The following is a 15152-nucleotide window of genomic DNA, read 5'->3' as shown; positions in this document are numbered from 1 at the left end:
CGCACGTCCAGTTCGGCGGGGCCTCGGTCAACCCGGAATCCGGCGCCATCGAGGCGATCTACGGCGGTGAGGACTCCACCAAGCACTTCACCAACAACGCCGACCAGACCGAGCGCCCTCCTGGACGGCGCGGCGGAGATCGGCGCCGGCCGGGCGGCCGAGATCGTCGCCCTGCTGAGCGAGGAGACCCCCCGCGAGTACGGCGACGACCTGACCGCCGCACTGCGCGCCGCCCGGCGCGGGGGCGACGCCTACAGCGGGCGGTGGCGGGGAGAGGTACGGCGGCTGCGGGGCGTGGTTTCGGGGGACTCGGCGGGACGGGGCCCGTCGGCCGCGTCGGGGACGTCCGGGGGTGCGGGCGCCGCCCGGCCGGGCTTCGGGGGTTCCCTCGCGAGCGGTTCCCAGCGGTCGCCGTCGACCGCACCGGGGGCCGCCCTTCCCGGTGCCCCGGATGCCCTCGCCGGTGACGACAGGGCCGTCGGTCTTCTCGTCGCCCTCGCCTTTCCCGAGCGGCTGGCCAGGCTCGACGGCGGCTCGTATCTGATGCTCAACGGCACGCGCGCGGAGTTGCGGGAGGGGTCGGTGTTGCGGTCGTCGCCCTGGTTGGCGGTCGCTGTGGCCGACCGGCCCGTCGGGAGGGGGCACGCGCGCGTGCAGGGGGCCGTGGTGGTGGACGAGGAGGTCGCGCGGCGGGCGGCGGGGGCGTTGTCCGAGGTACGGGAGGAGGTGCGGTGGGTGGACGGGGATGTCGTCGCGCGGCGGGTGGAACGGCTGGGGGCGGTGGAGGTGGCGGTGCGGCCGTTGCGGGACGCGGGCGCCGGGGTCGTCCGGGCGGCGCTGGTCGAGGGGCTGCGGCAGGACGGGTTCGGGGTGTTGCGGTGGTCCGAGGGGGCGGTGGGACTGCGGCGGCGGCTGGCGTTCCTGCGGGTGCACGTGGGTGAGCCGTGGCCGGATGTGACCGATTCGGCGCTCCTCGCGCGCGTGGAGGAGTGGTTGGAGCCGGAACTGTCGCGGGCCCGGCGGCGGGCGGACCTCGCGCGGATCGACGCCGGTGTCGCGCTGGGGCGGCTGTTGCCGTGGGCTTCCGGGGAGGCGGGGAAGCTGGACGCGCTGGCGCCGGAGCGGATCACCGTGCCGAGCGGTTCCCGGATCCAGGTCGACTACTCCGATCCGGAACGGCCCGTGCTGGCCGTCAAGTTGCAGGAGATGTTCGGGCTCCAGGAGTCGCCCCGGGTGGCGGGCGTACCGGTGGTGGTGCACCTGCTGTCGCCCGCCGGGAGACCGGCCGCCGTGACGGCGGATCTGGCGTCGTTCTGGCGGGACGGCTACCGGGGCGTACGGGCGGAGCTGCGCGGGCGCTACCCGAAGCACCCGTGGCCCGAGGACCCGGCGACGGCCGAGCCGACCCGGCACACGAACGCCCGCCTCAGAGGCTGACCGGCCCGGAATCCCACCGGCTCAGCCGGCCGGCACCTCACACCCCCACCGGCTCGGGCACCGCCTCCGCGCGCGGAGGGCCGATCGGCCGGCGTCCCCTGGCCTCCAGGAACAGCGCGAGGGCGAACAGGAGGGTGCCCAGGGTGAGGAACCCCCACGGGAGGTAGGACGTCATGAGGAGGATCAGTGTGCGGTTGCTCTTGACGAGGTCGACGGTGTGCTCGATGTAGTCCTCGCGCATCTTGACCTCCCCGGCGAACGCGGTGACCTTGCCGCGCCCCGCGAGGAGTGTGCCGCCGCGCAGTTCCTCCTTGTGGACCTCTTCGCCGTTGACGGGTGCTCCGGTGAGCGGTTCGACCCAGAATTTGCGGACGGTGGTGTACCAGCGGGTGGTGCCGGTGGCGGCGACCGTCTCGGGGGTGATCCCGGCGATCGGCATGGTCTTCGGCATGGGGACCCGCGTCCAGGGGACGGTCTGCTCGAAGTAGTAGACCGTGAGGCCGCGGAAGGTGCGGGTGCCCTTGTAGTGGATGGGGGCGGAGGTGCGGGTCTGGGCGTCGAAGTACTCGTAGTCCCGTTTCTCCGTGAGGAAGGGCCACTTGAACTCGATGCCCTTGCGGGTGACCGGGTCACCGTCGACCATCTCGCCGGGCGCGTGGACGGGTTCCTGGGAGTGCGCGTCGAAGATGTACCGCTCGGGGACCTTGGAGACCATCTTGCCGTCGGGTCCGACGACGTAGGAGAGGCCGTCCCAGACGACGACGTCCCGGCCGGCCGTCTTCCCGATGCGGTCGGACGCCTCGACGTCGCCCTTGAGGGTCTGGACGATCGTCACCTTGGGGACCGTGCGTGCGGTCATGGTGGCGTAGTCGAGGAGGGTCGCGTTCTTCGCCTCCAGGACGGTGGTCTGGTAGGTGTCCGCCGGGATCTTCGCCAGGCGCGGGAAGGCGTACCAGCGCAGCAGGGGCGCGAGGGCGGCGAAGAAGACGGCGAGGGCGAGCAGGATCAGGGCGGCTCTGCGGCGCATCGCGACCTCCTCACGGGTGCGCGGGCACGGTCGTCAGCAGGGGTTTCGGCGAGGTCTTGCCAGTGGGCGTGCCGATGGCGCTGATCGTCAGGACGAGGGCGACGGCGACGGCCAGACCGGTCGCGGCGGCGATCAGGGCGCGCATACGGACCTCCCGGACCTGACGGTGTGTCAGGTGTCGGCACCGTAGCAACGGGCGGCCGAGATGAGAACAGCCGCGGCGCCCTTCCCTGAGGAGGGGCGCCGCGGCTGCTGTACGGGTTTGTGCGAGCCTAGGAGGCGGAGGGTGAGGGTTTGGTCGACCCGATCGGCAGGGGGCTCGCGGAGGGCGATCCGCTGGGTTCCGGGTCCGGGGTGCTCGTCGGGAGGGCCGTGACGGTCAGGTCGACCGTGAGGACCGCGCCGCCCGTCGTCGTGATCTTCAGCAGGAACGTCCCGGCGTTGTCGTCCGCGTACAGCTTCGGCAGCTTCAGGACGCCGTTCGCGTCCGTCACGAGGCCGGTCAGGGTGCGGACGGGCTTGCCGGTGGCGTCCTTGAAGTACGGGCCCTTGGCGTTCGGCGCGGTGTCCCCGGCGGCGGCGACGAGGGTGGCGGTCGTGGCGACCTTGCCCGCGGCGGCGCCCTTGTACGTCGCCTTCACCTGCACCTGGTCGGCGAACTCGCCGCCCGCCACGGTCGACAGGAGGGTGCCCAGGAGGTTCGAGAGGAGGTCGGCGGAGCGGGCCGTGACGGTGGCCTTGTAGTCGACCGGGTCGACCGCGCGGCCGACGACCAGCGCCCGGACCGTGAACGTGCCCGCCTTCTCGCCCGCCTGGAGCGCGGGGGCGGTGGCGACGCCCTTCGCGTCCGTCGTGACCGTCGCGAGCTTCTCGCCGCCCGCGAAGGCGGCGTCGGTGTCGCCGACGATCAGGAAGCGGACACGGACCTTGGCGACCGTCTTGCCGTCGGCGGTCTCCGCGCGGGCGGCGATCTTCTCCGTGAAGGCGGTGCCGGCCGTCGCGGTCAGCGTGCCCGTGCCGGCGTTCTCCAGACGGCGCACCGACTCCGTCGGGGTCTCGGCCGGCGGCTTCGGCGGAGTGGTGGGCGGCTTCGTCGGCGGCTTGGGGGTCTTCGGCGGGGTCGCCGGCGGCTTCGGGGTCTTCGGGGGCGTGTTCGTCCGGGGCGGGACGGTCGTCGTCGTGCCGCCGTCGTCGCTGCGGTTGCCCGGGAGGGTGCCCGTGCCGTTGGGGATCTCGTGCGTGCCCCGGCGGTAGTACTCCAGCCACTGCGTGACGGTGTTGTAGTACGCCGTCGAGTTGTTGTAGCTGAGGATCGCGCTGCGCAGGCCCTTGGTCGTGCTCATGTCCCAGCCGTTGCGGCACAGGTAGTGCGCGGCGGCGAGGGCGGCGTCGTAGACGTTGTTCGGGTCCTTCTTGCCGTCGCCGTTGCCGTCGCGGCCCGCCCAGGCCCAGGTCGACGGGATGAACTGCATGGGGCCGACGGCGCGGTCGTACGTGGCGTCGCCGTCGTACGCGCCGCCGTCGGTGTCGCTGATGTGGGCGAAGCCGACGCCGTTGAGGGGCGGGCCGAGGATCGGGGTGATCGTCGTGCCGTCCGCCGCGACGTTGCCGCCGTTCGCGTGCCCCGACTCGACCTTGCCGATCGCGGCGAGGAGTTCCCAGGGGAGGTTGCAGCCGGGCTTGTCCACCGCGAGGGAGGAGGCGGCGCGCTTGTAGGCGTCCAGGACGGTCGCCGGGATGCCCGACTCGGAGACGGTACCGGCCGTGCCGGCGCCGGGTATCGGGGGGAGGCCCGAAGTCGGCACCGGGACAGGGCTGTTGAGAGGCGGGAGGGCCGTGTAGTACGGCGAGTTGCCGGTGGCGCCGGCGGCCGTCGGGCCCTCGTCCGCAGCGGCGGCGGGGGTGGCGGTGGAGGGCCTGTCCTGCGAGGTGCCCGCGGCGACCTCGTGGGCCTGGGACGCGGCCAGGGCGGCGACCGCGACGGCGGCCACGGTGGTGTTGACCGCGCTCTTGCGCAGCCTCCTGCCGAATTGCGCCGACATGAAGAAGCCCCTCCCGTGGGCGTCCGAGCGCCCGTCTCTGCTCTGCCTGTGCGTGTCTCCCTGTGTGACGGCCGAGCCGTCCCGCAGGTTGCCCCTCAAGGCGAATTCCGTCCCACTGCCAACGCTCGGCCCGCGGTCATCGGGCGTACCGGCGGGTAGGGCGACCCTACGTCAACTCGCTTGGCACCGGCACCCGTAGGAGTCTGTTTTCACCAGTTGCTCATATGCCGGTGCGCGGGAACCCGGTCCCACATCCTGGACGTCCTTCTGGTGTCCCCTTGATCGTCCGCCGCCCTGAGGAGCCCTTGTGCCGTTCACCCTGAGCCACGCCGCCGCCGTGCTGCCGGGGGTGCGGGGTGACGGGACCGGGCGGGGTCGGCTGATTCCCGCCGTTCTCGTGGCCGGGTCCTTCGCCCCCGACCTCACGTACTACGCGGCGAGCGTCGCCTCCGGGGCGATGGGGTTCGGCGACGTCACCCACTCCTTCGCCGGGGTCCTCACGGTCGACGTGCTGCTCGCGTGGGTGCTGGTGGGGGTCTGGCTGCTGGTACGGGAACCGCTGGTGGCCCTCCTGCCGCCCGCCCGCCGGTCCCGGATCGCCTCCCTCACCCGCTGCGGCGTCCCGCACGCGCGCGTGACGCCCGTCCTCGCCCTCCGCTGGTACCTCTCCGCCGCCCTCGGCTCCCTCACCCACGTCGTCTGGGACGCCTTCACCCACCTCGACCGCTGGGGCATGCGGCTCTTCCCCGTCCTCGGCGAGGAGCTCGCCGGGTCACCGCTGTACTGGTACCTCCAGTACGGGGGTTCACTGATCGCCGCGATCGTCATCGTGGGATTCGTGAGGTACGCGCTCCTGCGGACGCCGGGTGGCGCGGTGCGCGGGGTGCCTGTCCTGTCGGGGCCGGACCGGTGGGCGGCTGCCGCGTTCCTCACCGGGTGCGCCGCCATCGGGACGGGGCTCCGGGTGGCCCGCTGGTGGGCGCACCGGGGCGAGCACGCCAAGCCCTGGGAGATCATCCCGACGGTGTGCTTCGGGGCGGGGGCCGGGTTGGTGGTGGGGGTGGTGCTGTTCGGTGTCGCGGTGCGGGTGGGGCGGCCGGTGGTTTCGGAGGGTTCGGCACCATCGGAGGACGCCGTTGTGGCGGGGCGGCGTGGCGGCGGGGAAAGGTGAGCGGGAGAGAGAAAGCGGCGGAGGAGGAGACAGGAGCGAGAGAGGCTGAGGGTGGTTCGGCACCGCCGAAGGGCGCCCGTTGTGGCGGAGCGCCGTGGCGGCGGAAGGGAGTGAGCGGGGGATCCAAAAGGGCGGCAGCGGTGGGACCGTCCGAGGTGGGTACGGGTGCCCCCGTTGCGAGGGGCACCCGTCGGTGTCGTCAGTGGGCCGCCGACTCCCAGTCCTGGCCGGAGCCGACCGAGACGTCCAGCGGAGCGCGAAGGTGGACGGCGTCGGCCATCTCGCGGCGGACCAGCTCCTCGACCTTCGCACGCTCGCCGGGGGCGATCTCCAGGACGATTTCGTCGTGGACCTGGAGGAGGAGGCGGGAGGTGAGGGAGGAAGCCTCCATCGCCGCCGCCACCTTCAGCATCGCGATCTTGACGATGTCCGCGGCGGTGCCCTGGATGGGGGCGTTGAGGGCCATGCGCTCGGCCATCTCGCGGCGTTGGCGGTTGTCGCTGTTGAGGTCGGGGAGGTAACGGCGGCGGCCGAAGAGGGTCTCCGTGTAGCCGGTCGCCCGTGCTTCGTCCACCACGCGGTGCAGGTAGTCGCGGACCCCGCCGAACCGCTCGAAGTACGTGTCCATCAGCGCGCGCGCCTCACCCGCGTCGATGTTCAGCTGCTGGGAGAGGCCGAACGCGGAGAGGCCGTAGGCGAGGCCGTACGACATGGCCTTGATCTTGCGGCGCATCTCCGCGTCGACGGCGTCCTTGTCGACGGCGAACACCTGGGCGGCGACCGTGTTGTGGAGGTCCTCGCCGGAGGTGAACGCGTCGATCAGGCCCTGGTCCTCGGAGAGGTGGGCCATGACGCGCAGCTCGATCTGGCTGTAGTCCGCGGTCATGAGGGACTCGAAGCCCTCCCCGACGACGAACCCGCGCCGGATCGCCCGCCCCTCTTCTGTCCGCACCGGGATGTTCTGGAGGTTGGGGTCGACGGAGGAGAGGCGGCCGGTCGCGGCGACGGTCTGGTTGAACGTCGTGTGGATACGGCCGTCCGCGGCGATCGTCTTGATCAGGCCCTCGACGGTCACCCGGAGCTTCGCCTGCTCGCGGTGGCGGAGCATGACGACCGGCAGCTCGTTGTCCGTCTGGGTGGCGAGCCACGCCAACGCGTCCGCGTCGGTCGTGTAGCCCGTCTTCGTCTTCTTCGTCTTCGGCAGGTTCAGCTCGTCGAAGAGAACGACCTGGAGCTGCTTGGGCGAGCCCACGTTGAACTCGTGCCCGGCAGCCGCGTGCGCCTCCTTCACCGCCTGCTGGACGGCGCCGGCGAACATCTGCTCCATGGCCTCCAGATGGGCGCGGTCGGCCGCGATGCCGTACCGCTCCATGCGGGCCAGGATCACGGACGTCGGCAGCTCCATGTCCCGCAGCAGGTCCGTCGCGCCGACCTCCTGGAGGCGCTCGGTGAACGCCTCCCCGAGGTCGAGGATCGCGCGGGCCTGCACCATGAGGGCCTCGGCCTCCGCGCCGTCGTCCGCGCCGAACGCGAGCTGGCCGTCGGCGGCTGCGGCGGGCGCCAGTTCGCGGCCGAGGTACTCCAGGGAGAGCGCGTCGAGGTCGAAGGAGCGGCGGCCGGGCTTGACAAGGTACGCGGCGAGGGCGGTGTCCATGGAGACGCCGGCGATGGTCCAGCCGTGCTCGGCGAAGACCCGCATCGCGCCCTTGGCGTTGTGGAAGACCTTGGGGCGCTCGGCGTCGGCGAGCCAGGCCGCCCACGCGCGCTCGTCCGCCTCGTCGAGCTGGGAGGGGTCGAACCAGGCGGCCGGGCCGTCGGCGCCGGCGAGGGCGACCTCGGCGACCTGGCCGGTGCCCAGCGTCCAGCTGTCGACCGTCGCCACGCCGAGCGTGCCGGTCGTGTGAGCCGCGAGCCAGGGGGCCAGTTCGCCCGTGCCCAGCACGGACGCGTCCAGTTCGACGCCGGCCGAGGCGATCGGGGCGGCGTCGGTCTCCTCGCCGCCCGGGTCGACGGCGAGGAGGCGCTCGCGCAGGGAGGGGTTGCGGATCTCCAGGGTGTCCAGGACCATCGCGACGGCCGCGCGGTCGTACGGGGCGCGCTCCAGGTCACCGACGGTCTTGTCCAGCTCGACCGTCCGCACCATCTCCGTCAGGCGGCGGTTCAGCTTGACGGCGTCCAGGTGGTCGCGGAGGTTCTGGCCCGCCTTGCCCTTGACCTCCTCGACGCGCTCGACCAGTTCCGCGAACGAGCCGAACTGGTTGATCCACTTCGCGGCGGTCTTCTCGCCGACGCCGGGAATGCCGGGGAGGTTGTCCGACGGGTCGCCGCGCAGGGCCGCGAAGTCGGGGTACTGGGCGGGCGTCAAGCCGTACTTCTCGAAAACCTTCTCCGGGGTGAACCGGGTCAGCTCCGAGACGCCCTTCGTGGGGTACAGGACCGTCGTGTGCTCGGTGACGAGCTGGAAGGAGTCGCGGTCGCCGGTGACGATGAGGACGTCGAACCCGGCGGACTCCGCCTGGGTCGCGAGGGTGGCGATGATGTCGTCCGCCTCGAAACCGTCCACCGCGAACCGCGAGACGTGCATGGCGTCGAGGAGCTCGCCGATCAGCTCGACCTGGCCCTTGAACTCGTCCGGCGTCTTCGAGCGGTTCGCCTTGTACTCCGTGAACTCCTCGGAGCGCCAGGTCTTGCGCGAGACGTCGAACGCCACCGCGAAGTGGGTCGGCGCCTCGTCCCGCAGGGTGTTCGCCAGCATCGAGGCGAAGCCGTAGATCGCGTTCGTCGGCTGCCCCACCGCCGTCGTGAAATTCTCCACCGGCAGCGCGAAGAACGCGCGGTACGCCAGCGAATGCCCGTCCATGAGCATCAGCCGGGGCCTGCCCTCGCCGGTTGCCTTGTCGCTCTTCTTCGATGCTGTCTCTGCCACACCCCGATCCTGCCACGCGCCACTGACAACCCAGACCGCCCCCACGAGCCGACCCGGAGACGTACCGCGGGGACGGACCTCCACGCCGGACAGCCGGGACGGGCGCACGGGCAACCTGTCACCCGACCGGACCGACGGCGGGACGGCCAGGCCCGGAGAGCGGGAGCCGCAAGCGGCGGACGGCGTGACCGGTCAGGCATCCTCACGCGGGCCCCCGGAACACGTGCGGAAGCCGCCGGTCTGAGCGACCGACAACACGGACAGCCCCCGCAAACCGAGCCGTAGGCATGCCCCAGCGACCGAACCTCCACGCCGGACAGCCAGAACGGGCACAGAGGCAGAGCAAGCTGCCAGGCGACCAGACCGACGGCGGGACGGCCGAGACCGGAGAACGGAAGCCGCAGACAGCAGGCGGCATGGCCGACCAGCAGCACTGACAGCCCCCGCGAACCGAGCCGTAGGCATGCCCCGGGGACGGACCTCCGGTGCGCAGGCGACCGGGCGGGAGCCGCTCGCTGGTAGAGCGGTGGCGCGCGGGGAGGCGGGTCTGTGGGGAGGGCGAAGTCACCGGCCCTTCTCGAAGGCTCCGGTCTCCTCCCGAAGTCACCGGCCCTCTCCCCAAGCACCAGCCCCCTCCCGAAGACACCGGCCCCCTCCCGCGTGGCAGCGCGCGGGGAGGTGGAATCGGTGCGGGGATCGGCCGGTGGAGCGCGTGCGTAGTGGTGGCCGCCTGTCGTCGCCACGCGCCTGCGTGACCGGACGGTTCCTGTCCAGCACCCGGCGCCGCACTCTCGGGGGCTCCGCCCGAACGCCCGAGCAGCATCCCCCGCCCGACGCGCCTTCCCCCCGCCCGGCACCAAACCCAACGCCCCCTTCCCTCACCCCGTGCCGAAACCCCGTTCCTCCCTTCCCTCACCCCACGCCGAACCCCTGTCCCCTTCTCCCACCCCTCCCCCCCCCACCCCGCCCTGTCCCGAATGTCAGTTCCCCGTGGGAGGATCGGACGTGTACCCCGCTTGCGGTTGCGAAGGAGATCTGGGATGGCCGGGAAGGCACCGAAGAGTGATCCGGTTCAGGATGCGCCGCAGGTCGGTGGGCCGAAGCATGCGGCGGCAGGCCTGCCTGCGGTGGGGCATTCGCTGAGGATCGCGCAGCAGCAGATGGGGGTCAGGCGGACGGCGCTGACGCTGCTGAGGGTGAACCAGAAGGAAGGGTTCGACTGCCCGGGGTGTGCGTGGCCGGAGCCGGATCACCGGCACGCGGCGGAGTTCTGCGAGAACGGTGCGAAGGCTGTTGCCGAGGAGGCGACTCTTCGTCGAGTCACCCCGGAGTTCTTCGCGGAGCACTCCGTCGAGGATCTCTCGACGCGCAGTGGGTACTGGCTGGGCCAGCAGGGCCGGCTCACGCACCCGATGTACCTCCCGGAGGGCGGGGAGCACTACGAACCCGTCACCTGGGCCCGCGCGTTCGACATCATGGGCGAGGAGTTCGACCGCCTCGCCTCCCCGGACGAGGCGGTGTTCTACACCTCGGGCCGCACCAGCAACGAAGCGGCGTTCCTGTACCAGCTGTTCGCCCGCGAACTGGGCACGAACAACCTCCCGGACTGCTCGAACATGTGCCACGAGTCGTCGGGTTCGGCCCTGTCGGAGACGATCGGCATCGGCAAGGGCAGCGTCCTGCTGGAGGACCTCTACCAGGCGGACCTGATCATCGTCGCGGGCCAGAACCCGGGGACGAACCACCCGCGCATGCTCTCCGCCCTGGAGAAGGCGAAGGCGTCCGGCGCGAAGGTGATCAGCGTCAATCCGCTGCCCGAGGCGGGGCTGGAGAAGTTCAAGAACCCCCAGACCGCCAAGGGCATGACAGCGGGCGCCCCCCTCACGGACCTGTTCCTCCAGATCCGCCTCGGCGGCGACCAGGCCCTGTTCCGTCTCCTGAACAAGCTGATCCTCGACACCCCGGGCGCCCTGGACGACGCGTTCATCGCGGAACACACCCACGGCTTCGAGGAGTTCGCCGAGGCCGCCCGCGCCGCCGACTGGGACGAGACCCTCACCGCGACAGGCCTCACCCGCGCGGAGATCGAGGAGACCCTGCGCATGGTCCTCGCCTCCCGGAAGACGATCGTCTGCTGGGCGATGGGCCTCACCCAGCACAAGCACTCGGTGCCGACGATCCGCGAGGTCGTCAACTTCCTGCTGCTGCGCGGCGACATCGGCCGCCCGGGGGCCGGCGTGTGCCCGGTGCGCGGCCACAGCAACGTGCAGGGCGACCGCACGATGGGCATCTTCGAGCGCCCGGCGCCCGCCTTCCTGGACGCGCTGGAGAAGGAGTTCGGCTTCGCTCCCCCGCGCGAGCACGGCTACGACGTCGTCCGCGCGATCCGCGCCCTGCGCGACGGCGAGGCGAAGGTGTTCTTCGCGATGGGCGGCAACTTCGTCTCGGCCTCCCCGGACACGGACGTCACGGAAGCCGCGATGCGCAGGGCCCGCCTGACGGTCCACGTGTCGACGAAGCTGAACCGCTCCCACGTGGTGACCGGCGCGCGGGCGCTGATCCTGCCGACCCTGGGGCGTACGGAGCGCGATCTCCAGGGCTCCGGCGAGCAGTTCGTGACCGTCGAGGACTCGATGGGCATGGTGCACGCCTCCCGGGGCCGGCTGAAGCCGGCGAGCCCGCAGCTCCTGTCGGAGCCGGCGATCGTGTGCCGGCTGGCACGCCGGGTGCTCGGCGAGAACAGCGCGACCCCCTGGGAGGAGTTCGAGAAGGACTACGCGTCGGTCCGCGACCGCATCGCGCGTGTGATCCCGGGCTTCGAGGACTTCAACGCGCGCGTGGCGCACCCGGGCGGCTTCGCCCTGCCGCACGCCCCGCGTGACGAGCGCCGCTTCCCGACGGCGACCGGCAAGGCCAACTTCACGGCCGCGCCGGTCGAGTTCCCCGAGCTGCCGGAGGGCCGGCTGCTGCTCCAGACGCTGCGCAGCCACGACCAGTACAACACCACGATCTACGGTCTGGACGACCGCTACCGGGGCATCAGGAACGGCCGCCGGGTGGTGCTGGTCAACCCGGAGGACGCCGAGCGGCTGGGCACCCCCGACGGGTCGTACGTCGATCTCGTCGGTGAGTGGAAGGACGGCGTGGAGCGGCGGGCGCCGGGCTTCCGGGTCGTCGTCTACCCGACGGCGCGGGGCTGCGCGGCGGCGTACTACCCGGAGACGAACGTCCTGGTGCCGCTGGACGCGACGGCGGACACCAGCAACACCCCGGCCAGCAAGTCCGTCGTGGTGCGTCTGGAACAATCGGCGACCGACTGAGCGTTTGCTCAGGACGCCACGACGAAGACGCCACGACGAAACGGAGCCGGGTGCCATGACCGAGCAGACGTTCCCGCAAGAGGTCATCGACGAGTACGCCGCGCTCGGCGTCGACCTTCAGACCCTGTTCTCGGCAGGGCATCTGGGCACCCGGATGGGCGTGGAGATCATCCAGGCGTCGGCGGACCAGGTCGTCGGGACGATGCCGGTGGAGGGCAACACCCAGCCCTACGGCCTGCTGCACGGCGGAGCCTCCGCGGTGCTGGCCGAGACGCTCGGCTCGGTCGGCGCGATGCTGCACGGCGGGAGCACGAAGCTCGCCGTCGGCGTGGACCTGAACTGCACGCACCACCGCGGGGTGCGCTCGGGTCTGGTGACCGGGGTGGCGACGCCGGTGCACCGGGGCCGTTCGACGGCGACGTACGAGATCGTCATCACCGACGAGGCGGGGCGGCGGGTGTGCACCGCGCGGCTGACCTGTCTTCTGCGTGACGCATAGCCGGCCGCCGCATACCGATGCGGGCCCGCACCCCTTCCGGGTGCGGGCCCGCGCTGTTTTCCGCGATCGGTATGCGGGTGACGGAATACAGAAAGACGATCGGGAACGTCCCATTCCCTTTCACAGTTGTAACCCAGTGTAATGAGTGCGCAATACAAATTAAAGTCATCAGCAAAACGCCTCAGACTCCTGAACAGCACCCGCCCGGTCCTGCACGTTCTCACCATACGGACAGGGCGAACCGGCTGTAATTCAGCTGTTCCGCCCTTCCAGTACCGCTCTGCATTACCTCGTGTCATAACAAGAGAGTCACAGCATTGCTCAGAGTCTCCTCCAGCTATCCCACCCCCGCTTAGAGTCACGGCCAGTCACGGCGCAACCGGAATACCTCTTCGGTTCGACGCTCGACTCGGCCTCTTCCAGGGGGGAGGGCCGTGCCAGGGAAAGGACAGCATCGTGCGTCAACGCTCGTTCATCGCCATCACCGCCGCGCTGGCGGCGGGTTCTCTCACTCTGACCGCCTGTGGCTCGCGCGACGACGGTGACAAGAAGGACGGCGCGGGCAGCGGCGGCGGCACCACCGTCACCATCGGCGTGGACGCCCCGCTCACCGGTGACCTGTCCGCCATGGGCCTCGGCATCAAGAACTCCGCCGACCTCGCGGCCAAGACCGCGAACAAGCAGAACTACGTCAAGGGCATCACCTTCAAGATCGAAGCCCTCGACGACCAGGGCCAGTCCGCCCCCGGCCAGCAGAACGCCACGAAGTTCGTCGCCGACAAGAACGTCCTCGGCGTCGTCGGCCCGCTGAACTCCAGCGTCGCCGTCTCCATGCAGAAGGTCTTCGAGGCCGCGAACCTCGTCGAGGTCTCCCCCGCCAACACCGGCCCCGCGCTCACCCAGGGCCCGGACTGGGCGACCAAGAAGGTCCGCCAGTTCAAGTCGTACTTCCGCACCGCGACCACGGACGCCATCCAGGGCCCCTACGCCGCCCAGTACGTCTTCAAGACGGCGAAGAAGACCAAGGTCTTCGTCATCGACGACAAGAAGACCTACGGCGCCGGCCTCGCGGGCACCTTCACCACCGAGTTCAAGAAGCTCGGCGGCCAGGTCGTCGGCACCGAGCACATCAACCCCGACACCAAGGACTACGCGTCCGTCGCCACCAAGGTCAAGAACTCCGGCGCCGACGTCGTCTACTACGGCGGCGAGTACCCGCAGGCCGGCCCGCTCTCCAAGCAGATCAAGGCCGCCGGCGCCAACATCCCGCTGGTCGGCGGCGACGGCCTCAAGGACGACAAGTTCATCACCCTGGCCGGCGCCACCGGCAACGGCGACATCGCCACCTCCGTCGGCGCCCCCGTCGAGCAGCTCCCCTCCGCGAAGAAGTTCGTCGAGGACTACAAGGCGGGCGGCTACACCGACGGCTTCTCGGCCTACGGCGGCTACTCGTACGACAGCGCCTGGGCGATCATCGAGGCCGTCAAGAAGGTCGTCGACGACAACGGCGGCAAGCTCCCCGACGACGCCCGCGCCAAGGTCGTCGCCGCCATGCAGAACGTCTCCTTCGACGGCGTGACCGGCAAGGTCTCCTTCGACGAGTTCGGTGACGCCACCAACAAGCAGCTCACCGTCTACTCCGTCACAGGCGGCGCCTGGAAGACCGTCACGTCCGGCACCTTCACCGGCTGACGCCAGCCACACCCCCAACGACGAGCCGCGCGGGGCGCTGTTCCACCAGCGCCCCGCGCGCTCGCGCATCCGGCCACCGTCACACACGACCGTCTCGGAGGACATGCGGTGAACGAACTGCCGCAGCAGCTGGTCAACGGCTTGCTACTAGGAGCCATGTACGGGCTCGTCGCCATCGGCTACACGATGGTGTACGGCATCGTCCAGCTCATCAACTTCGCCCATGGCGAGATCTTCATGACCGGCGGCTTCGGCGCGCTCACGGTATGGCTCTGGCTCCCGAGCGGGACGACCATGTGGCTCGCCCTGCCGCTGATGATCGTCGGAGCGGTCATCGTCGCCACCACCATCGCCGTCGCGGCGGAACGGTTCGCCTACCGCCCCCTGCGCGGCGGCCCCCGCCTCGCCCCCCTCATCACCGCCATCGGCCTCTCACTGGCCCTCCAGCAGGCGGTCTGGGCCTGGTACCCCGACGCCACGTCGGCCCGCACCTTCCCCGAGATCCCCGGCGGCCCCTTCGAGCTCGGCAACGTCACCATCCAGACCGGTGACATCTTCCTGCTCTGCGCCGCCCCCCTCTCCATGGCCTTCCTCGCCTACTTCGTGATGAAGACCCGCACCGGCCGAGGCATGCAGGCCACCGCCCAGGACCCCGACACCGCGAAACTGATGGGCGTCAACACCGACCGCATCATCGTCCTCGCCTTCGCCCTCGGCGCCGCCTTCGCCGCCGTCGGAGCCGTCGCCTACGGCCTCAAATACGGCCAGATCGACTTCAAAATGGGCTTCCTCCTCGGCCTCAAAGCCTTCACCGCGGCCGTCCTCGGCGGCATCGGCAACATCTACGGCGCCATGATCGGCGGCATCGTCCTCGGCGTCGCCGAGACCCTCACCACCGCCTACGTCGCCGACATCCCCGGCATGGACAAGTTCGGCAGCCAGTCCTGGGCCGACGTCTGGGCGTTCGTACTCCTCATCCTCGTACTGCTGTTCAGGCCACAAGGCCTGCTCGGCGAGCGCGTCGCGGACAGGGCGTGA

Annotated in this window: 10 protein-coding genes; 6 read left to right on the top strand and 4 right to left on the bottom strand. The window is 70.9% G+C overall.

Annotated features, from left to right (window positions below; genetic code table 11):
* Window positions 1–1437, top strand: a 1437-nt coding sequence (locus tag ACVNF4_RS09710) for an ATP-dependent helicase C-terminal domain-containing protein (RefSeq protein ID WP_461802301.1), incomplete at its 5' end; no start/stop codon positions are given.
* A gap of 37 nt (window positions 1438–1474) precedes the next feature.
* Here ACVNF4_RS09710 and ACVNF4_RS09705 read toward each other — a convergent pair.
* From ACVNF4_RS09705 to ACVNF4_RS09695, 3 genes are all read right to left on the bottom strand, one after another.
* Window positions 1475–2464: a PorA family protein gene (locus tag ACVNF4_RS09705; RefSeq protein WP_461802300.1), complete on the bottom strand. Its 990-nt coding sequence runs from the start codon at window positions 2462–2464 to the stop codon at window positions 1475–1477.
* A 10-nt stretch (window positions 2465–2474) separates the two neighbouring features.
* Complete coding sequence (locus ACVNF4_RS09700; RefSeq protein ID WP_461802299.1) at window positions 2475–2609, bottom strand: SPW_0924 family protein; 135 nt, start codon at window positions 2607–2609, stop codon at window positions 2475–2477.
* Window positions 2610–2736: 127 nt separating this feature from the next.
* Window positions 2737–4506 (bottom strand): lytic transglycosylase domain-containing protein, encoded by a 1770-nt coding sequence (locus tag ACVNF4_RS09695; protein ID WP_461802298.1) that lies wholly within the window; start codon window positions 4504–4506, stop codon window positions 2737–2739.
* Between the two features lie 307 nt (window positions 4507–4813).
* Here ACVNF4_RS09695 and ACVNF4_RS09690 point away from each other — a divergent pair, with 307 nt between their 5' ends.
* Entirely contained in the window at window positions 4814–5677 is an 864-nt protein-coding gene (locus ACVNF4_RS09690; RefSeq protein ID WP_461802297.1) for a DUF4184 family protein, read from the top strand.
* 199 nt (window positions 5678–5876) lie between these two features.
* Here the strand turns inward: ACVNF4_RS09690 and polA are convergent, their stop codons facing one another.
* Window positions 5877–8603: a DNA polymerase I gene (polA, locus tag ACVNF4_RS09685; RefSeq protein ID WP_461802296.1), complete on the bottom strand. Its 2727-nt coding sequence runs from the start codon at window positions 8601–8603 to the stop codon at window positions 5877–5879.
* Window positions 8604–9643: 1040 nt separating this feature from the next.
* Between polA and ACVNF4_RS09680 the strand changes: the two genes are divergently transcribed.
* The 4 genes from ACVNF4_RS09680 (at window position 9644) to ACVNF4_RS09665 (ending at window position 15152) form a co-directional block, all read left to right on the top strand.
* Window positions 9644–11923, top strand: a complete 2280-nt coding sequence (locus ACVNF4_RS09680) for an FdhF/YdeP family oxidoreductase (protein WP_461802295.1) — start codon at window positions 9644–9646, stop codon at window positions 11921–11923.
* A gap of 55 nt (window positions 11924–11978) precedes the next feature.
* Window positions 11979–12422, top strand: a complete 444-nt coding sequence (locus ACVNF4_RS09675; RefSeq protein WP_461802294.1) for a PaaI family thioesterase — start codon at window positions 11979–11981, stop codon at window positions 12420–12422.
* A 456-nt stretch (window positions 12423–12878) separates the two neighbouring features.
* On the top strand, window positions 12879–14114 hold the full coding sequence (locus ACVNF4_RS09670) for a branched-chain amino acid ABC transporter substrate-binding protein (RefSeq protein WP_461802293.1): 1236 nt from the start codon (window positions 12879–12881) through the stop codon (window positions 14112–14114).
* Between the two features lie 108 nt (window positions 14115–14222).
* Window positions 14223–15152 carry a branched-chain amino acid ABC transporter permease gene (locus ACVNF4_RS09665; protein WP_461802292.1) on the top strand — a complete coding sequence of 310 codons (930 nt, stop codon included), beginning with the start codon at window positions 14223–14225 and terminating at the stop codon, window positions 15150–15152.

The sequence above is a fragment of the Streptomyces sp. S6 genome, assembly GCF_054880855.1.
This window is presented reverse-complemented; position numbering and strand designations above follow the sequence as displayed.